This window comes from Paracoccus sp. PARArs4, assembly GCF_947311865.1.
Lineage (GTDB): Bacteria > Pseudomonadota > Alphaproteobacteria > Rhodobacterales > Rhodobacteraceae > Paracoccus > Paracoccus zeaxanthinifaciens.
Window position 1 is genome coordinate 48,625 of the sequence record NZ_CAMZMW010000004.1, and the last position, 18,646, is coordinate 67,270.

Genomic DNA, 18,646 nt, shown 5'->3' on the forward strand with positions numbered 1-18,646 from the left:
CCGGGTTAGCGGCGCATCCTCATGACCGTCGACAACGCGTCATCCAATATGTCGCGCAGCCCGGAACAGCCGGGCAGCGTGGTGATATCGATCGATGCGATGGGTGGCGACCGCGGTCCCGCCGCAGTCGTCGCGGGCATGGCGGCCAGTGCCGAGAAGAACCCCGAGATCAGCTTCATCGTCCATGGCGACGAGGCCGAGCTGCGCCGCCTGATCGGGCGGCGCAAATCGCTTGCGGGCCGCTGCGATATCCGCCACGCGGATGGCGTCGTGACGATGGACGACAAGCCTTCGCAGGTCGTGCGCAAGGGTCGGGACACCTCGATGTGGTCCACCCTCGAATCCGTCCGCGAGGGCGAGGCGATGGTCGCGGTCAGCTGCGGCAATACCGGCGCGCTGATGGCGATGTCGATGCTGCGCCTGCGCAAGCTGCCGGGCGTGAACAGGCCCGCGATCGCGTGCCTCTGGCCCTCGCGCAATCCGCAGGGCTTCAACATCATGCTGGATGTCGGCGCCGACATCCGTGCGGATGCCCACGACCTTCTTCAATACGCGCTGATGGGCACGTCCTATGCCCGCAACGGGCTGGGGCTGGAAATGCCCCGCATCGGCCTGCTGAACGTGGGCACCGAGGAACACAAGGGCCGGACCGAGCTGAAGCAGGCGGACGAGATGATCCGCGACGCCGCAGCCGATGCCCATTACGAATATGTCGGCTTTGTCGAGGGGGGCGACCTGCCCTCGTCTCGCGTGGATGTCATCGTGACGGACGGCTTCACGGGCAATATCGCCTTGAAGACGGGCGAAGGCACCGCCAAGCTGGTGGGAGAGTTCCTGAAGGACGCCTTCGCGAAATCGCTCATGTCGAAATTCGCGGCGCTTCTGGCGATGACCTCGCTCAGGCGCCTGCAGAAGCGGATCGACCCGCGGCGCGTTAACGGCGGCATCTTCCTGGGGCTGAACGGCACGGTCGTGAAATCGCACGGCTCGGCCGATGCGACGGGCGTATCCGCCGCGATCAAGCTGGCATTCACGCTGGCGAAATCCGGGTTCCAGGACCGTCTCGCCGCACGTGTGGCGCAGGCCACCGGGACCGGCGAAACGGGAGCATCTTCGTGATTCGACGCTCAGTCGTCCGTGGCACCGGACATTATCTTCCCGAACGCGTTGTCGAGAACAGCTGGTTCGAGGAACGGCTGGACACCACCGATGAATGGATCCGCTCGCGGTCCGGCATCGAACGCCGCCACTTCGCGGCCGAGGGTCAGACCACCAGCGACCTCGCGATCCGGGCCTCGAAGGCCGCGCTGGAACGCGCGGGCCTGACCGCACAGGATATCGACGGCATCGTGCTTGCGACCTCGACCCCCGATTTCACCTTCCCCGCCGTGGCGACGATGGTGCAGTCCGGGCTGGGGATCAAACGCGGCTTCGCCTATGACGTGCAGGCCGTCTGCGCGGGCTTCGTCTTCGCGCTGGCCAATGCCGACGCGATGATTCGCGCGGGCCTTGCCGAACGCGTGCTGGTCGTCGGCGCCGAGACGTTTTCCCGCATCATGGACTGGACGGACCGTTCGACCTGCGTGCTGTTCGGCGACGGCGCGGGCGCGCTGATCCTCGAGGCGCAGGAGGGTCACGGCGACAGCGACGATCGCGGCATCCTGTCCTCGGACCTGAACAGCGACGGGTCCTATCGCGAACTTCTGTATGTCGATGGCGGCGTGTCCAGCACCGGCACCGCGGGTCAGCTGCGCATGCAGGGCAACCTGGTCTTCCGCCACGCGGTCGACAAGCTGGCCAAGACGACGACGACCTCGCTGACCAAGGCCGGCCTGACCGATGCCGATGTCGACTGGATGATCCCGCACCAGGCGAACCTGCGCATCATCACCGCGACCGCCCAGAAGATGGGCCTGCCGATGGAGAAGGTCGTCCTGACCGTCGCCGATCACGGCAACACCTCGGCCGCCTCGATCCCGCTGGCCATGTCCATCGCGGATCGCGAAGGCCGCCTGCAGCAGGGCCAGGTCATCGCGACCGAGGCCATCGGCGGCGGCCTCAGCTGGGGCTCGGTCGTGCTGCGCTGGTAAGGCGCGGCACCGTTCCACATCCCGGAATGATTTTCCGTCCAGCGGGCGGTTGACACAAGGGAACCCTTCCTCAAGACTGCAGACAATGCAGGTGCAGCATCGCGCCACAGACTCTGGGGAGGGTCCTTACATTGCCGATTGTCCGTCTGATCGACGGCGTGAACGAGCTTGTCGGGCGCGTCGTGTCCGTCGTTGCGCTGCTCTTCGCCGTCATCATCATCTATGACGTCTTCATGCGCTATGTGCTGGGTCAGCCGACCCGGTGGGCGTTCGACGTGACCAAGCAGCTCTATGGTTTCTACTTCATCATGCTGGGCGGCTATGCGCTGCGGCACCAGTCGCATGTGCGCGTGGACCTGCTGACCTCGCGGATGGGGCCGACCCTGCGCCGCTGGACCGAGGTCGTGGGCTACGTGATCTTCTTCTTCCCCTTCGCCTGGATCTTCGCACGTCGCAGCTGGGATTTCGCGATGACCTCGTGGAACCAGGGCGAACTGACCTATGGCGCGGTCCAGCTGCCCGTCTATCCGCTGAAGATGGCGATGTTCGTCGCCGCGGTGCTCCTGCTGATCCAGGGCGTCTCCGAGGTGCTGAAGCTGATCCTGAACCGCGCGACCCACATCCCCGATTCCGAGGTGCTCGATGTCCGGTGAAACCATCGCCCTGGTCATGTCCGGCCTGCTTCTGCTGGGCCTGTTCCTGGGCCACCCGCTGGCCTTCGTGCTGGGCGGCACCGCCGTCCTGGGCGCGTTCATCGCGGGCAAGCCGATGGTGCTGGGCATCGTCATCAACCGCATCTTCGGGGACGTGCTGGACAATTACGTCCTGATCGCCATTCCGCTCTTCGTGCTGATGGCGCGCTTCCTGTCCGACAGCGGCGTGACCGACCGCATGTTCGAGGCACTGCGCCACCTGATGAGCCGCGTCACCGGCGGCCTCGGCCTTGCGGTGGTGTTCATCTCGATCCTGCTGGCGGCGACCACGGGCATCATCGGCGCATCCATCACCGTGATGGGGATGATGGCGCTGCGCCCCATGCTGCAATACGGATACGACAAGCGGCTGGCGACGGGCCTGATCGGCGCGTCGGGGTGCCTTGGCATCCTGATCCCGCCCTCGATCATGCTGATCCTGATGGCATCCTATGCGCCGGGCCTGTCGGTGGGGCAGCTCTTCGCGGGCGCGATGGTGCCGGGGCTGCTTCTGGGACTGATGTATGCGGTCTATGTCGCGGCCATCGCCTGGTTCAAACCCGACTGGGCCCCCAAGGTCGCCGATGACGAACGCATCAGCCGCGGCGCCATGTGGCGCATGCTGCTGGTCGAGGCCGTTCCCCCGCTGATCCTGATCCTGGGCATCCTTGGCTCGCTTCTGGCCGGCGTCGCCACCGCGACCGAGGCCAGTGCAATCGGCGCGGTCCTGGCGCTGCTGATCGTGATCTTCCGCGGCCGCTTCCAATGGGCGACCTTCTACTCGGCCCTGCTGGAGACCGGGCGCACCAGCGCCATGATCCTGTTCATCGTGGTCGGCGCGACCGCCTTCACGGGCGTCTTCAACATCACGGGCGGCCTGCGCGCCAGCCAGGACCTGATCCGCGGCCTGGCCGAGGATCCCTATACCCTGGTCGCGGTGATGCTGCTGGTCGTGTTCATCCTGGGCATGTTCCTCGACTGGACGGGCATCGTTCTGCTGTCCTTCCCGATCTTCCTGCCGCTGGTGGGCGAGATGGGGATCGATCCCCTGTGGTTCGTCGTCCTGATGGCCGTCGTGCTGCAGACCAGCTTCCTGTCGCCGCCCTTCGGCTATGCGCTGTTCTACATGCGGGCCATCGCGCCCCCCGAGGTGCGCACCGGCGACATCATCATGGGCGTCCTGCCCTTCATCGGCCTCGTGATCCTGATGTGCGTGCTGATGATCCTGTTCCCGGCCCTGGTCACCTGGCTTCCCGCCGCGATCTACGGCTGACGACATACCAACGGAGGAGAGAGAGATGAAACACCTGATGACCGCCGCGGGCATCGCGCTGGCAGCCGCCACGCCCGCCCTGTCGGAAAACTGGACGATGACCACGACCTGGCCGTCCAGCCTCGAACTGATCGAGCTGGACAAGCACTGGGTCGATCTGGCCAACAAGCTGGTCGACGACGACAAGCTGACGATCGAGTTCTACGAGGGCGGCAGCCTGGTCCCCGCGGGCGAGGTCTTCGGCGCGGTCGAATCGGGCACGATCCAGGCGGGCGCCGACTGGCCGGGCTACTGGGCGGGCCGCGACAGCGCGTTCTCGCCGCTGGCCACGACCGCCAGCCTGTTCAACGCGGTCGATTACGTGAACTGGATCCAGGAATGGGGCGGCGCGGATCTCTATAACGAGGTCTATGGCAAGTTCGGCATGGTCTACCTGCCCTATGGTGTGACGAACAACGAATCGGGCTTCCGCACCGTGGACAAGCCGATCCGCACGCTGGACGACCTGCAGGGCCTGCGCCTGCGCCTGTCGGGCCTGGAACAGGGCAAGCTGCTGGAGAAGCTGGGCGGCAACCAGGTCAGCATGGCCGGCGGCGAAATCTATCAGTCGCTGGAGCGCGGCGTGATCGACGGGTCGGAATTCTCGACCCCGAACGTCGATTTCTCGGGCGGTTTCCAGCAGGTCACGAAATACTGGTCGACGCCGGGCTGGCACCAGTCGTCCTCGATCTTCGGCGTGATGATCAACAAGGCCGCATGGGACGCGCTGGACGACGAGACGCGCGAGCGGCTGGAAATCGCGGCCGATGCCACGCTCCTGTGGTCGCTGGCCTTCACCGAGAAGCGCGCCACCGAAGCCTATGCCCAGTTCCAGGAGGCCGGGATCGAGATCACGCGCCTCGACGATGCCGCGCTGGAGCAGGTGCAGCAGATGGCCAACGAGACCATCACCGAGGTCGCCTGCGAGAACCCGCTCTCGGCCAAGGTCTATGCCAGCCAGCTGTCCTACCTGCAGGACTATGGCAGCTGGCGCGACGCCTCGGCCCCGTTCAACCTGGGCCGCACGCCGAACGGTCCGGACCTTGCGGCGATCGAGGCTTGCGCAAACTGATTGCCCTCGGATAGAGCGACAAGTATCGGGCGGGGAACGATTTCCCCGCCCTTCTCGTTGACAGGCAGGTCAAACAGCACCATCCTTCCCCCTATTCAAGAGGACTGATCATGGGCGACAAGACGCTGACCCGGATGGATCTTGCCGAAGCGGTATTCCGCGAAGTGGGCCTGTCGCGTCACGAATCCGCACAGCTTGTCGAAAGCGTGCTGAACCATGTCTCGGATGCACTGGTTCGTGGCGAACAGGTCAAGATCTCGTCCTTCGGCACCTTCTCGGTGCGCGACAAGAACGAACGCATCGGCCGGAACCCCAAGACCGGGGAAGAGGTGCCGATCACGCCGCGGCGGGTGCTGTCCTTCCGGCCCTCGCATCTGATGAAGGACCGCGTTGCCGCCGGCAACAAGCGATAGGAACCGCAAGCCCCGATGCAGAAAGGCGCAGAGGCATTCCGTTCGATCGGCGAGGTCGCAAGCCTGATCGGCGTTGCGCCCCATGTCCTGCGCTATTGGGAAACGCAATTCGCCCAGCTGAGACCGATGAAGCGCCCCGACGGGCGGCGCTATTATCGCCCTGCGGATGTGGCGCTGGCCGCGGGCATCTGCGTGTTGCTGCGCGATGACGGGCTGACCATTCGCGGCGCGAAGAAGCAGATCGGCGCCGACCGTGGCGAGGCTGTCCGCAAGCTGGGCCTGGGTCGCATCGCCGAACCCGCGCCCGCCGCGACCGAAGCGCCCGCACCTGAACCCGTCGCGCATGACGCAACCCCCGCATGGCTTGCCCGCCTCGGACATCTGACCCGCCTTCTGCGCGACATCACCCCTGCGGATGCGCGCCGTCGCGGCGTTTTTCCCCTGCTGGGACAGGCCCATGACGCGCTGACGCGTCTCGGCTGAACAAGTTCGTCGTTTTCATGAAGATTTCCGCTCTGCAGGTCTTGTGCATCCCCGCCGGATCGCACTATACGGAGCGCGTCGGGCCGTGGCGCAGCCTGGTTAGCGCGTCCGTCTGGGGGGCGGAAGGCCGCGAGTTCGAATCTCGCCGGCCCGACCATTCCGAAAACGCCCATCCCTTTGCGGGGATGGGCGTTTTTCGTTTCCGCCTGCAAGGAATTTCCAGATGAACGGTGTCCTGCCCGACCGCCAGATCCGCGCCATGATCGATGGCGGTGCCATCGCCGCGGACCACCCCTTCATTCCCGAACAGATCCAGCCCGCATCGCTGGACCTGCGGCTGGGCCACAAGGCGTATCGCCTGCGGGCCAGCTTCCTTGCCGGGCGGGATCGGCGAATCGCCGACCGGCTGGCCGATTTCCAGATGCATCAGATGGATCTCAGCGACGGGGCGGTGCTGGAACGCGGCTGCGTCTATCTGGTGCCGCTGATGGAGCGGATCACCCTGCCCAAGGGCGTTCAGGCCGTCGCCAACGCCAAGTCCTCGACGGGGCGGCTGGACCTGCTGACGCGCCTCGTGACGGATGACGGCACCGAGTTCGACCGCCTGCCCGAGGGGTATGACGGCCCGCTCTATGCCGAGATCTGCCCGCGCAGCTTCTCGGTCCTGGTCAGGCCGGGGATGCGCCTGAACCAGCTGCGCCTGCGGCAGGGACAGGCGGTGCTGGACGACACCGATCTTGCGGCGCTGCATGCCGACCAGCCGCTGACCGGCGACACGCCCGCGCTGATCGACCAGGGCCTGGGCTTCTCGGTCGATCTGCGTGCCGCGACGGGGGACCTAGTGGGCTATCGCGCGCGCCCCCACAGCGGCGTCGTGGACCTGGACCGGATCGGCGCCTATGACGCCCGCGATTTCTGGGACGAGCTGCGCACCTCGGACGGGCGGCTGATCCTGGATCCCGGCGCGTTCTACATCCTCGTCAGCCGCGAATCGGTCTCCATTCCCGCGGATTATGCCGCCGAGATGGCCCCCTATCTGGCGATGGTGGGCGAATTCCGCGTCCATTACGCGGGTTTCTTCGATCCGGGCTTCGGCATCGGCCACCAAGGTCGCGGCGCGCGGGGCGTTCTGGAAGTGCGCTGCCACGAGGCGCCCTTCGTGCTGGAACACGGGCAGGTCGTGGGCCGCCTGATCTATGAACGGATGGCGGCGCGTCCCGACCGCCTCTACGGTCAGGACATCGCCTCGAACTATCAGGGGCAGGGCCTCAAGCTGGCCAAGCAGTTCCGTTAAAGCGGACCCGTCTGCCACAGGCGGATCTTCAGCCCGCCATGCGCCACGATGGGGCCCGGCGGCTGGAACGGCAGGCCCGTGGCCTTGGCAAGGCCCCCTTCGCTGGTGACGATGCCGATGCGCCAGCCCTGGAAACGTTCGCGGAACACCTCGCCCATATTGGCGTGCAGGCCGAACAGCGGCCCCTTGTTCCCGATCCGTGCGCCATAGGGCGGGTTCACGATCACGATGCCCCGCGCGCAATCGGGGCGCTGCAGGTCGGCGATGGCGCATTGGCGGAACCGCGCGGTCCCCGCGACGCCCGCGCGTTCAGCATTGGCCTGCGACATGCGGATCGCGCCCGCATCGCGGTCCGAGCCGAAGAACTGCTGCGGCGCCTTGCCCGGCGCGGGCGGAGCCATCGCGGCCCATGCGTCCGGGTCGAAATTCGCCAGCCGCTGGAAGGCGAAGCCGCGGCTGCGTCCGGGGGCCAGTCCCGATGCGATCTCGGCGGCCTCGATCGCGAAGGTGCCCGACCCGCACATCGGGTCCAGCACCGGCTGGCTGCCGTCGAAGCCCATCTGCGACAGGAACATCGCGGCCATCGTTTCGCGCATGGGGGCCTTGGCGACGGCCTCCTTGTGGCCGCGCTTGTGCAGCGATTCGCCGGTCGAATCGATGCTGAAGGTCACCAGGTCGTCCTCGATCCGCGCCTTGACGACGATCGCGGCCTCGCCTCCCTCGGGCAGGTTCAGCGTTTCGGCGATGGCACGCTCGATCCGCTGCGTGGCGGCCCCGGCGTGATAAATGCGCGAGGCGCGGCAGACGGTCTCGACCTTGACCGGCAGGTCGCGGGGCAGGATGTCGGCCCAGGGGAACTTGCGCGCGCGCTTGTCCAGCTGCGCCAGATGCATCGCGCGGAAGCCGCCGATCCGCACTAGCACGCGGGTCGCGCCGCGCAGCCACAGGTTCGCGCGCCAGACATCGGGCCAGCCGCCGCGGATGGTCACGCCACTCGGCTGCTGTTCCGGTTTCCAGCCAAGCGCCGCAGCCTCGGCGGCCAGCGGTGCTTCAAGACCCGGCGTCGCTACCAGGAAGATTTCGAGATCGTTCTGCTCCATCGCCATGCCCTAGCGCGGGCTGGCGACAAAGCAAAGCCTTCAGCGTCGCGTCATCCGGTTCACGTTGCGCATCCGCTTCTTCAGATCGCCCGTCTGGACATCCTGCTGCGGACCGCCCTGCTGGCCGCCCTTGCGCGACAGCGTCTTCATGCCCTTGTTGATCCCCCAGTTCATCGCGCGCCGCGCGACAAGCCTGGTGAACATGTTGAGAAGCTGGTTCATGTTCATGGCCGCGTTCCCCTATTCATCCTCGAACAGATCCTCGGCGGGACCCTCGGGTTCAATATCGTCCTCGTCGTCGCGTCCCACAAGGGGCGGGGCCAATCCGTCCGAGGGCGGGCGCGATTCCAGCAACCCCGCCGCGCGCAGCTCCGACAGCCCCGGCAGGTCGCGTGCCGATTCCAGCCCGAAATGATCGAGGAAGCCTTCGGTCACCACGAAGGTCGCGGGGCGGCCGGGGGTCTGGCGACGGCGACCCATGCGGACCCACTCCATCTCGATCAGCTGGTCCAGCGTGCCGCGATTGACGGCGACGCCGCGGATCTCCTCGATCTCGGCGCGGGTGACGGGCTGGTGATAGGCGATGATGGCCAGCGTCTCGATCGCGGCGCGCGACAGGCGGCGGGCCTCGACGGTCTCGGTCTGCATCAGGAAGGACAGGTCGGGCGCGGTGCGGAAGGCATAGCCGTCGCCGATCCGTTCCAGCACCACCCCGCGCCCCGCATAGGACGCCCGCAATGCACGCACCGCCTCGGCCGGGTCGCAGCCCTGCGGCATCCGCGCGGCCAGTTCGCGCATCGACACGGGCGCGGGTGCCGCGAACAGGATCGCCTCGACCATGCGTTCCTGTTCGGCCATGGGCGGGGGCGGGAAATCGGCGGTGTCAGGCGCGGTCGTCATTGCTTCTTTCGCGATAGGAGATGGGCGCGAAGGTGTCGGACTGGCGTATCTCCAGCCTCCCCTGCCGCGCAAGTTCCAGCGAGGCCGCGAAGGTCGCGGCGGTCGCGCTGCGCCGGCGCGCAGGCTCGGACGACCAGCCCTCGGGCAGAAAGACCGACAGGTCCGTCCATTGCCCCGCAAAGCCGATCATGCGCCGCAGCCGGTCCAGCGCCTGTTCCATGGTGAAGACATCGGTGCGGTCGAAGGCGAAGGGGCGGAACTCGTCCTTGGTCTTCAGCCGGGCATAGGCGCGCATCAGGTCGATCAGCCCGGCCTGCCATTCGGTCCGCCGCGCCCGCGTCACCGTTTCCGGCGCCCCACGGGCAAAGCGGGTCTGCCCCAGCCGGTCGCGGCCCATAAGCCGCTCGGCGGCCTGGCGCATGGCGGACAGCCGCTCCAGCTGGAAGGCCAGATGCTCGGCCATGTCCTCGGCCGAGGGGCCCTCGGCCTCGGGGTCGGGCGGCAACAGCAGGCGCGATTTCAGGAAGGCCAGCCAGGCGGCCATCACCAGATAGTCGGCGGCCAGCTCGATCCGCAGGGCGCGCGCCTTCTCGACGAAGACCAGGTACTGCTCGGCCAGTTCCAGGACGCTGATCTTCAGCAGGTCGACCTTCTGCGTCCGCGCCATGGTCAACAGCAGGTCCAGCGGCCCCTCGTAGCCCTCAACATCGACGATCAGCGCCTCGTCCGCGCGGCGCTGCGCGACGGCATCGGCGTCGTGATCGGGGTCCGGAACGGGCCGCAGATGGGGGGCGTGGGGTCGGGGCAAAGGGGTATCCTTGGCGGGCGGGGCAAGGACCGAAGCGTCCCGCCCCCTGCCCTGTCTGTCAAGCGATGGCGCGGGTCAGGTCCTGCCATTCGGCCAGCAAGGCAACCTGATCGGCGGCCTGCGGCGGATGGCGCAGGGCCAGCGCGGCATCGGCGCGGTGCAGCGCATCGGGGCCCATCGCGCCCGCAGCCTCGACCACGGGGCGCATCTGGGCGATGTCGCCGTTGCAGTGCAGCACCACGTCGCACCCCGCCTGGACCGAGGCGCGGGCACGGTCGGCATGGCTGCCGGGCAAGGCGTTCATCGTGATGTCGTCGGTCATAAGCAACCCGTCGAAGCCGATATCGCGCCGGATCGCGTCGATCACCGCAGCCGACGCCGTGGCAGGCCGGTCATCCAGCGCGGTGAAGCGGATATGCGCGGTCATCCCCAAAGGCAGGTCCGCCAGCGCGCGGAAGGGCGCGAAATCCAGCGCCGACAGGTCGGCCGCATCGGCATCCACCACGGGCAGGTCGTGATGGCTGTCGGCCTGCGCGCGGCCATGGCCCGGCATATGCTTGACCACGGGCAGCACGCCCGCATCCAGCATCCCCTGCGCAGCGGCCCGGCCCAGCTGGGCGATCCGCGCCGGGTCGGTCCCGAGGCAGCGGTCCCGCAGGAAGGGATGGGTCGCATCCTGCGCCACGTCCAGCGTCGGCGCGCAGTTCGAATCGATCCCGACCGCGCGCAGTTCCTGGCCGATCAGGTGATATCGCAGCCACATCGCGCGCGGACCGGCATTCGCCTGCGACAGCGGCGCGGGCCAGTCGCGCCAATGCGGCGCGCGCAGGCGCTGCACGCGCCCACCTTCCTGGTCGACCGTGATCAGCGCATCGCGACCGACCGCCTTGCGCAGGTCGTCGGTCAGGCGACGCAACTGATCGGGGCTTTCGACATTCCTGCCGAACAGGATGAAGCCCCAGGGATCGGCCTCGCGAAAGAAGGCGGCCTCGTCGGCGGTCAGGACCGTTCCGGCGATGCCGCCCAGGATCGTCGCGCTGGTCATCGGCTCAGTTCAGCGCCAAGCAGTCGGTTCCCGACGATTTCAGCGCCGAGCAGAATTCGCGTGCCTGCGACAGCGACCCGAAGCCCGCGACGCGCAGGCGCCAGAAGGTGCGCCCGTTCGACTGGTGCTGCTGGATCACCGGCGATTTCCCCGAGAACAGCCCCGAGTTGCGGCCCGCCAGGCGCTGCCATTCGCCCTGGGCGATGGCGTTGCTGTCGAAGGCGCCGACCTGGACCACCGGACCGCTGGCCGTGCTGGCAGCGACGGGCGCGGGTTCGGGCGCGGGACGTTCGGCGGGTGCCGCAGCGGCGGCTGCCGGTGCCGCATCGGTGCGGGTCGCGGCGGGGGCTGCCGCCACGCGCGTGGTGCGCGGACGGGGTGCCGGACGGGTCGAGGCCACGAGGACGCCGGGGCTGGCCTCGGCCTGCGCCTGGGCAAGGGCCTCGGTGATGGCGGTGGCCTGCGCGGGGGCGCCGGTCTCGTCGGTGACGACGGCGGTGACCGGCCCCTCGGATGCGGGGGCGTCGATGATCGCGGCCTCGTTCACGGCCTGGTCGGCCAGGGCGCGTTCCGATGCCTGGGCGGCCTCGGCCTCGGCCAGGGCGCGTGCCTCGGCATCCGACAGCGGCACGACGGGTTCGCCGTCGAAGTTCAGCTGCGTCTCGGACGGGTTCGCGGGTTCGCGGGCCGTGGCACCCAGTTGCCCCATGGCAACATCATCCTCGGCCAGTTCGGTGGCGGCAGGCGCGATCGCGACCTGCGAGGTCGCGCCGGCCTGTTCGCCGGCGGCGACCGTGTTCACGGCCAGACCGGTGTGATTCGTCAGCTGACCGCCCGGATTTTCCGGCGTGGTCCGCGCCTCGCCTTGGATCGCGCGGATGACCGGAACGCCCGAAACGTCGCGCGAAACCAGTTCCCACCCCCAGGCCAGAAGCCCGATCATCAACCCGACCGAGGCCAGCGCGCCGACGTAATGCGTCAGCCGCGCGACCCGCGCGCCGATGCCGTCGGAACCAGCGCCTGCGGGATATTCCGCATCGGTTCCGGCCTCATCGCCGCGCCAGTTCGCCTGGTCATAGGAGAATTCGCGCTTCACCTTGTGGCGCGAGAACACATAGCCGCCTTCGCGGAAATCCATCACTGCCATGTCTGCCTGCCTGCCGGTTTGCCCGGGTTTCGTTGACTGCCTTGGTATGGCCGGCGGCGGAGGCTGTTGGTCAGCGCATTTCTTCCGCCGGTCTGACGCCAAGAATAGCGAGACCGCCCGAAATCACAACGCCGACGGCCCGTGCCAGTGCAATTTTTCCCTGACTCGTGGCCGCGTCGCCTTCTTGCAGAAAGCGCAATGACAGATCGTCATTGCCGCGATTCCACAGCGAATGCAACTCCGACGCGATCTCATAGAGGAAGAACGCGATGCGGTGCGGCTCGTGTGCCCGCGCGGCATGTTCCACCAGGCGCGGCCATTCGGCGATCTTGCGGGCAAGGTCCAGCTCGGCCGGATGCGACAGGACGGACAGGTCGGCGGCGGTCAGCGCCGCGTCGGATGCGTCGATCCCCGCCTCGGCGGCGCGGCGCAGGACCGAATTCACGCGCGCATTGGCGTATTGCACGTACCAGACGGGGTTGTCCTTCGACTGCTCCAGCACCTTGGCGAAGTCGAAATCCAGCGCCGCGTCGTTCTTGCGGGTCAGCATGATGAAGCGGGTCACGTCGGCGCCCGCCTCCTCGACCACGTCGCGCAGGGTGACGAAGGTGCCGGCGCGCTTGGACATCTTGAACGGCTCGCCGTTCTTGAACAGCTTGACCAGCTGGATCAGCTTGATGTCCAGCGGCACGCGACCGTTCGACAGCGCCTTGACCGCCGCGTTCATGCGCTTGACATAGCCGCCGTGATCGGCGCCGAACACGTCGATCAGCTGGTCGAAGCCGCGGTCGATCTTGTCCCAGTGATAGGCGATGTCGGGCGCGAAATAAGTCCAGGCCCCGTCCGATTTCTGGATCGGGCGGTCCACGTCGTCGCCATGCGCCGATGACCGGAACAGAAGCTGCTCGCGCTCCTCCCAATCCTCGGGCAGCTTGCCCTTGGGCGGTTCCAGCACGCCGCGATAGATCAGGTCCATGCCGCGCAGCCGCTCGATCGCGGCCTCGATCCGGCCCGAACCGTAAAGCGCCTTCTCGCTGCTGTAGACATCCATGCGGACGCCCAGGGCGTCGAGGTCCTGGCGGATCACCTCCATCATGGCCTCGGTCGCGAAGTCGCGGATCTCGGCCAGCCATTCGGATTCGGGGCGGTCCAGCAGGCTGTCGCCGTATTTCGCCTTCAGCGCCTCGCCCACCGGGATCAGGTAGTCGCCGGGATAGAGCCCCTCGCGGATCTCGGGCTCCAGCCCGTTCGCCTCGCGGTAACGTTCGTATGCGGAACGTGCCAGCACATCGACCTGCGCGCCGCCGTCGTTGATGTAGTATTCGCGCGTGACGTCATGCCCCGAGAAGTCCAGCAGGTTCGCCAGCGCATCGCCGAAGACCGCGCCGCGGACATGGCCCACATGCATCGGGCCGGTCGGGTTCGCGCTGACGAACTCGACATTGACCTTTTGGTCGGCACCGATGGTCGAGCGCCCGTAATCGGCGCCCGCGACCAGCGCGTCGCGCACGATGCCCTGCCAGACGGCGGGCGACAGGCGCAGGTTCAGGAAGCCCGGACCCGCCACCTCGGCCGAGGTGATGCGGTCGTCGGTCAGGCGTGCGGCCAGACGCTCGGCGATGTCGCGGGGCTTCAGCCCGGCGGGCTTGGCCAGCACCATCGCGGCATTGGTCGCCATGTCGCCATGGGCGGGATCGCGGGGCGGTTCGACCGTGACATTGGCATGGTCCAGGCCCTGCGGCAGCTCGCCGGCCTCGGCCATCTGGTCCAGCGCCTGGATGACGCGGTCGCGGAGATCGGTGAAGAGGTTCATGGTAGGCTTCCTGATTGACCCACGCGGATTAGCCCCTGCCGCGCCCGAAGGTCAACAGCCCGCACCCGCCTCACCGGTCGTCTCCGCTGCTTTCGATCAGGCCGGGATCGTCCTTGGCGGTCTCGGCGACCTCCTCGATCTCGGTGCGGCGGGGCTGGCCGCCGGGGACCGATCCGTTGCCCTCGCCCCGCCGGACGGCCTCGGCCTCGGCGCGGGCGACGGCGCGGCCACCGTCGCCGGGGGCGGATTCGGCTTCGGCGGCAAGGCGCTCGGCGGTCTCGCGCGGCAGCATCGACACGATATGCGTGTCGGGCTTACCCACCAGGTCGGCATCCTCGTGGACGAACCACATCTCGGATCCCTGCACGACGACCAGCGGAACGGCCTCGGGGCGGGCCTCGCGCCAGTGGTCCAGCGTGTATTCCTCGGTCAGGCGGGTGGTGCGGAAGATCCAGCCCTCGGCCAGCAGGTCCAGGTACTGCGCCAGCGTCCGGTTGCCCATGATCGTCTGGCCGCCCAGCTGGTTCGGCAGGGCGTGGCGGGCGCGATCCTCCTTGTGGCGGGCCAGCTGCCAGATCGCCTCGCGGCCGTATTCGGGGGCAAGGTCGGTCGCGACCAGCGTGTTGTAGGCGTCGTTGTCGGATGCCGCGAGGATCGCGGAATAGGCGATGAACTCGACATTGTGTTCCGCCGCCTCGCCCAGGATGTCGCCATAGAAGGTGTGGACCCCGGCGGCGCGGGCGGTGCGCAGGTGGTCGCGGTTCGTGTCGGTGACCAGCACGTTCACCCCCGCCTTCTCCAGCGCCTTGGCAAGGCCGGTGGCGAACAGCGAACCGCCCACCACCATCAGCCCCGGCTTGTCCCCCGAGGTCAGCCCCAGCCGCGCGGCCAGCGGTTTCAGCGCGAAGCCGTGCAAGATGACGGTCGCAAGGACCAGCAGGAAGGCCAGCGGCGCGATCTGGGCCGCATCCTCGAAGCCCGCGGCAACCAGCCGTTCACCGAAGATCCCCGCGACCGAGACCAGCACCACCCCGCGCGGCCCGGTCAGCGCGACCAGCAGCCGTTCGTTGCGCGGCAGGTTCGTCCCGATCAGCGACACCAGCACCGTCAGCGGACGCGCCACCAGCACGACCAGCACAAGGAACAGCGCGGCGCGCCATCCCAGCAGGGCCATGTCCTCGAACTGGATGCCCGCGGCCAGCAGGATGAAGACGCCGCTGACCAGCAGGATCGTGGCATGTTCCTTGAAGCGGTGCAGCTCGTGATAGCTGGGCAGGTTGCTGTTGGCGATCACCAGGCCCATGACCGTCACCGCCAGCAGGCCGGATTCGTGCAGCAGCGCGTCCGAGACCGCGAAGACGACGATGACCAGCACGAACAGCAGCGGCACCTTCATGTATTCGGGCACCCAGCCCAGCCGGAAGGCCCGTGCCACGAACCAGCCCGCCGCGCCGCCGACCACCGTCGCGAAGCCGATCCCCAAGGCCAGCTGCAGCACCGCATCGCCCCAGCCGAGGCCGGTGTTCAGGACCAGCACGACCTCCAGCGCCAGAACGGCGGCCAGCGCGCCCAATGGGTCGTTGACGATCGCCTCCCATTGCAGGACCTGCGCGGGGCGGGATATCAGCTTGGCTTGGCGCAGCAGCGGCGCGATCACGGTGGGGCCCGTGACGATCATGATGCCCCCGAAGACCAGCGCGCTGGCCCAGCTGAGCCCCGCGCCGTATTTCAGCGCCAGTGCCGACATCAGCCAGCCAAGCGGCGCGCCCACATAGACCAGCCGCCTGACCGCGGGCCGCGCATCCGCCAGCTGCTTGAAGCTGAGCGTCAGCCCCCCCTCGAACAGGATCACCGCGACGGCCAGCGCGATCATCGGCTGCACCAAGTCGCCGATGTCGCGCTCGGGCACGAAGATGCCCGTGACCGGCCCCAGCAGCAGGCCCGCCGCCAGCATCAGTACGATGGCGGGCATCCGGAACCGCCATGCCAGCCACTGCGCGCCCACGCCCGCCGCGCCGACGATGGCGAAGGCCTGCATCGGGCTGAGCCCGCCGGTGATCTCGGTTGCCATTGAATTCATCCCCATGGTTTGCGGACCATCATATCGAAGCCGCGTTGCGGAACCACCACCATCGTGTCGGGTTCCCCTACCTGTGCGAGGGATGATCGGTCGCGGGCGCAAAAGATTGACCTTTGGGACACATTGTTCTAGGGCGTGCGGGCCTGTATCCGACAGGCAGTACGGCGGGGCGTGCGGAATTGCGTCCCATCAGATCGGCGCCTTGAACGGATCGGCGCCGCGACATGGAACGCGACGCGCCTTCGGGTGCGGCCCAGTGGAAAGCCCTGAATGACCAAGTTCACCGATCTCAAGCTCGACCCCAAGGTTCTGAAGGCCATCGCCGAGGCAGGCTATGAGCAGCCGACGCCGATCCAGGCCGGTGCCATCCCGCCCGCGCTGGAAGGCCGCGACGTGCTGGGGATCGCGCAGACGGGGACCGGCAAGACCGCCAGCTTCACCCTGCCGATGATCACGCTGCTGGGCCGTGGCCGGGCGCGTGCGCGCATGCCGCGCAGCCTGGTGCTGTGCCCGACGCGCGAACTGGCCGCCCAGGTGGCCGAGAATTTCGACGTCTATGCAAAGCACACCAAGCTGACCAAGGCGCTGCTGATCGGCGGCGTCAGCTTCGGCGAACAGGACAAGCTGATCGACCGCGGCGTGGACGTGCTGATCGCGACGCCGGGCCGCCTGCTGGACCATTTCGAGCGCGGCAAGCTGATCCTGACCGACGTCAAGGTCATGGTCGTGGACGAGGCCGACCGCATGCTGGACATGGGCTTCATCCCCGATATCGAGCGCATCTTCCAGCTGACGCCCTTCACGCGCCAGACGCTGTTCTTCAGCGCCACCATGGCCCCCGAGATCGAGCGCATCACCAACACCTTCCTGCACGCGCCGGAACGCATCGAGATCGCCCGCCAGGCCACCACCAGCGAGACGATCACGCAGCGCCTGGTCGAACTGGCGCCCCCGCGCCGCGACCTGGTCGCCAAGCAGAAGCGCGACCTGCTGCGCGCCCTGGTCGATGCCGAGGGCGAGAAGCTGACCAACGCGATCATCTTCTGCAACCGCAAGACCGACGTGGACATCGTCGCGAAATCGCTCAAGAAGCACGGCTATGACGCCGCGCCGATCCATGGCGACCTGGACCAGAGCCAGCGGACCCGCACGCTGGAATCCTTCCGCGACGGCGGGCTGCGCCTGCTGGTCGCATCCGACGTGGCCGCACGCGGCCTGGACATCCCGGCCGTCAGCCACGTCTTCAACTACGATCTGCCCAGCCATGCCGAGGATTACGTCCACCGCATCGGCCGCACGGGTCGCGCCGGTCGTCTGGGCACCGCCTACAGCATCGCCACGCCCTCGGACGAGAAATACCTGACCGCCATTGAATCGCTGGTGAAGATGACCCTGCCCCGCGCCGACATTCCCGAAGGCTTCCAGGCCTCGACCGCCCCGTCGCGGGCACCGAAATCCGATGACCGCGAAGAGCGCAAGTCGGGCGGCACCCGCACCCGCAGCCGCCGCCGCAAGGACGACCAGTCCGAGGGCCGGCAGTCCGAATCCCGGCAGTCGGAGGCCCGCCAGCCCGAGACCAAGCAGGCCGAGGAGCAGCCCAGGCAGTCCAACGAGCGCCGCGAGGAACGTCGCGACGATCGCCGCGGCAGCAACCGCCGCGATGGCGGGCGCGATGGGGGCCGCGATCGCGGTGCGCCCGTGAAGGGCATGGGCGATCACGTCCCGCAGTTCATGCTGGTCGACCTGTGGCCGAAGGCCGGCATCACCCCGGATGACGATCCCGAGGCCGAGACCGTCGAAGCCGCACCCGCCCCCGAGGCCGAGGCTCCGAAGCCCAAGCGCAGCCGCAGCCGCAGCCGCCGCAAATCCGACGACAAGGCAGCCGACACGCCTGCCGAAGCCCCCGCCGATGCCCCTGTCGAAGCCGAGGCCCCTGTCGAACAGGCAGCAGCCGAAGCCGTTGAGGCGCCCGCACCCGAGGCTGCTGCGCCCGAAGCCGCCGCACCCGAGGCACCGGCCGAGGAAGCCGTGACGACCGAAGAGGCTCCGAAGCCCAAGCGTCGTTCGCGCGCAAAGAAGGCCGAAACCGCCGAGGCAGCGCCCGAGGCCGAAGCCACCGAAGAGGCTCCGAAGCCCAAGCGCCGCTCGCGCGCGAAGAAGGCCGAGACCGCCGAGGCAGCGCCCGAGGCCGAAACCACCGAAGAGGCCCCGAAGCCCAAGCGTCGTTCGCGCGCCAAGAAGGCCGAGACCGCCGAGGTAGCACCCGAGGCCGAAGCCACCGAAGAGGCTCCGAAGCCCAAGCGTCGTTCGCGCGCCAAGAAGGCCGAGCCCGAAAGCCCCGCGCCGGAAAGCCCCGCGCCCGAAAGCACGGCCCAGGACAGCACCGAGGCCTGAGGC

The 18,646-nt window shown here is 68.0% G+C and carries 17 protein-coding genes and 1 tRNA gene; 10 read left to right on the plus strand and 8 right to left on the minus strand.

Annotated elements, in window-relative coordinates; genetic code table 11:
* Positions 1–21: 21 nt before the first annotated feature.
* The 9 genes from plsX (at position 22) to QMZ16_RS04310 (ending at position 7,356) form a co-directional block, all read left to right on the plus strand.
* Entirely contained in the window at positions 22–1,119 is a 1,098-nt protein-coding gene (plsX, locus tag QMZ16_RS04270) for a phosphate acyltransferase PlsX (RefSeq protein ID WP_022707172.1), read from the plus strand.
* Entirely contained in the window at positions 1,119–2,090 is a 972-nt protein-coding gene (locus QMZ16_RS04275; RefSeq protein WP_282602400.1) for a beta-ketoacyl-ACP synthase III, read from the plus strand. The genes plsX and QMZ16_RS04275 overlap by 1 nt, the downstream gene beginning before the upstream one ends.
* Before the next feature lie 131 nt (positions 2,091–2,221).
* Positions 2,222–2,743, plus strand: a complete 522-nt coding sequence (locus tag QMZ16_RS04280; protein WP_282602272.1) for a TRAP transporter small permease subunit — start codon at positions 2,222–2,224, stop codon at positions 2,741–2,743.
* A complete protein-coding gene (locus QMZ16_RS04285) occupies positions 2,733–4,055 on the plus strand; it encodes a TRAP transporter large permease subunit (protein ID WP_282602273.1) in 1,323 nt (440 codons plus the stop codon). The genes QMZ16_RS04280 and QMZ16_RS04285 overlap by 11 nt, the downstream gene beginning before the upstream one ends.
* A gap of 25 nt (positions 4,056–4,080) precedes the next feature.
* Positions 4,081–5,166, plus strand: coding sequence for a TRAP transporter substrate-binding protein DctP (gene dctP / locus QMZ16_RS04290; RefSeq protein ID WP_282602274.1), 1,086 nt, complete (start codon positions 4,081–4,083; stop codon positions 5,164–5,166).
* A 110-nt stretch (positions 5,167–5,276) separates the two neighbouring features.
* Entirely contained in the window at positions 5,277–5,579 is a 303-nt protein-coding gene (gene ihfA / locus QMZ16_RS04295; protein ID WP_022707177.1) for an integration host factor subunit alpha, read from the plus strand.
* Between the two features lie 15 nt (positions 5,580–5,594).
* Positions 5,595–6,062 carry a MerR family transcriptional regulator gene (locus QMZ16_RS04300; RefSeq protein ID WP_282602275.1) on the plus strand — a complete coding sequence of 156 codons (468 nt, stop codon included), beginning with the start codon at positions 5,595–5,597 and terminating at the stop codon, positions 6,060–6,062.
* Between the two features lie 79 nt (positions 6,063–6,141).
* Positions 6,142–6,219: transfer RNA gene (locus QMZ16_RS04305), tRNA-Pro, on the plus strand.
* Between the two features lie 66 nt (positions 6,220–6,285).
* Positions 6,286–7,356, plus strand: coding sequence for a 2'-deoxycytidine 5'-triphosphate deaminase (locus QMZ16_RS04310; protein ID WP_282602276.1), 1,071 nt, complete (start codon positions 6,286–6,288; stop codon positions 7,354–7,356).
* Here the strand turns inward: QMZ16_RS04310 and QMZ16_RS04315 are convergent.
* From QMZ16_RS04315 to QMZ16_RS04350, 8 genes are all read right to left on the minus strand, one after another.
* Positions 7,353–8,456, minus strand: coding sequence for a class I SAM-dependent RNA methyltransferase (locus tag QMZ16_RS04315; protein WP_282602277.1), 1,104 nt, complete (start codon positions 8,454–8,456; stop codon positions 7,353–7,355). The two genes, QMZ16_RS04310 and QMZ16_RS04315, sit on opposite strands and share 4 nt — an antisense overlap.
* A 39-nt stretch (positions 8,457–8,495) precedes the next feature.
* Positions 8,496–8,684 (minus strand): hypothetical protein, encoded by a 189-nt coding sequence (locus QMZ16_RS04320; RefSeq protein ID WP_282602278.1) that lies wholly within the window; start codon positions 8,682–8,684, stop codon positions 8,496–8,498.
* Between the two features lie 12 nt (positions 8,685–8,696).
* Positions 8,697–9,356: an SMC-Scp complex subunit ScpB gene (gene scpB / locus QMZ16_RS04325; protein WP_022707182.1), complete on the minus strand. Its 660-nt coding sequence runs from the start codon at positions 9,354–9,356 to the stop codon at positions 8,697–8,699.
* On the minus strand, positions 9,340–10,164 hold the full coding sequence (locus tag QMZ16_RS04330; protein WP_022707183.1) for a ScpA family protein: 825 nt from the start codon (positions 10,162–10,164) through the stop codon (positions 9,340–9,342). The genes scpB and QMZ16_RS04330 overlap by 17 nt, the downstream gene beginning before the upstream one ends.
* Before the next feature lie 58 nt (positions 10,165–10,222).
* Positions 10,223–11,209, minus strand: a complete 987-nt coding sequence (gene nagZ, locus QMZ16_RS04335; RefSeq protein ID WP_282602279.1) for a beta-N-acetylhexosaminidase — start codon at positions 11,207–11,209, stop codon at positions 10,223–10,225.
* A 4-nt stretch (positions 11,210–11,213) separates the two neighbouring features.
* Positions 11,214–12,356, minus strand: a complete 1,143-nt coding sequence (locus QMZ16_RS04340) for an SPOR domain-containing protein (RefSeq protein WP_282602280.1) — start codon at positions 12,354–12,356, stop codon at positions 11,214–11,216.
* Positions 12,357–12,426: 70 nt separating this feature from the next.
* Positions 12,427–14,169, minus strand: a complete 1,743-nt coding sequence (gene argS / locus QMZ16_RS04345) for an arginine--tRNA ligase (protein ID WP_282602281.1) — start codon at positions 14,167–14,169, stop codon at positions 12,427–12,429.
* A 70-nt stretch (positions 14,170–14,239) separates the two neighbouring features.
* Positions 14,240–16,240, minus strand: coding sequence for a sodium:proton antiporter (locus QMZ16_RS04350; protein WP_282602282.1), 2,001 nt, complete (start codon positions 16,238–16,240; stop codon positions 14,240–14,242).
* Positions 16,241–16,519: 279 nt separating this feature from the next.
* Between QMZ16_RS04350 and QMZ16_RS04355 the strand changes: the two genes are divergently transcribed.
* Positions 16,520–18,643 (plus strand): DEAD/DEAH box helicase, encoded by a 2,124-nt coding sequence (locus QMZ16_RS04355; protein WP_282602283.1) that lies wholly within the window; start codon positions 16,520–16,522, stop codon positions 18,641–18,643.
* Positions 18,644–18,646 lie beyond the last annotated feature (3 nt).

Coding starts and splice junctions, on each gene's coding strand:
- plsX (WP_022707172.1), top strand. CDS start 22: ATGACCGTCGACAACGCGTCATCCAATATGTCGCGCAGCCCGGAACAG.
- QMZ16_RS04285 (WP_282602273.1), top strand. CDS start 2,733: ATGTCCGGTGAAACCATCGCCCTGGTCATGTCCGGCCTGCTTCTGCTG.
- dctP (WP_282602274.1), top strand. CDS start 4,081: ATGAAACACCTGATGACCGCCGCGGGCATCGCGCTGGCAGCCGCCACG.
- ihfA (WP_022707177.1), top strand. CDS start 5,277: ATGGGCGACAAGACGCTGACCCGGATGGATCTTGCCGAAGCGGTATTC.
- QMZ16_RS04300 (WP_282602275.1), top strand. CDS start 5,595: ATGCAGAAAGGCGCAGAGGCATTCCGTTCGATCGGCGAGGTCGCAAGC.
- QMZ16_RS04310 (WP_282602276.1), top strand. CDS start 6,286: ATGAACGGTGTCCTGCCCGACCGCCAGATCCGCGCCATGATCGATGGC.
- QMZ16_RS04315 (WP_282602277.1), bottom strand. CDS start 8,456: ATGGAGCAGAACGATCTCGAAATCTTCCTGGTAGCGACGCCGGGTCTT.
- QMZ16_RS04320 (WP_282602278.1), bottom strand. CDS start 8,684: ATGAACATGAACCAGCTTCTCAACATGTTCACCAGGCTTGTCGCGCGG.
- scpB (WP_022707182.1), bottom strand. CDS start 9,356: ATGACGACCGCGCCTGACACCGCCGATTTCCCGCCCCCGCCCATGGCC.
- nagZ (WP_282602279.1), bottom strand. CDS start 11,209: ATGACCAGCGCGACGATCCTGGGCGGCATCGCCGGAACGGTCCTGACC.
- QMZ16_RS04340 (WP_282602280.1), bottom strand. CDS start 12,356: ATGGCAGTGATGGATTTCCGCGAAGGCGGCTATGTGTTCTCGCGCCAC.
- argS (WP_282602281.1), bottom strand. CDS start 14,169: ATGAACCTCTTCACCGATCTCCGCGACCGCGTCATCCAGGCGCTGGAC.
- QMZ16_RS04350 (WP_282602282.1), bottom strand. CDS start 16,240: ATGGCAACCGAGATCACCGGCGGGCTCAGCCCGATGCAGGCCTTCGCC.
- QMZ16_RS04355 (WP_282602283.1), top strand. CDS start 16,520: ATGACCAAGTTCACCGATCTCAAGCTCGACCCCAAGGTTCTGAAGGCC.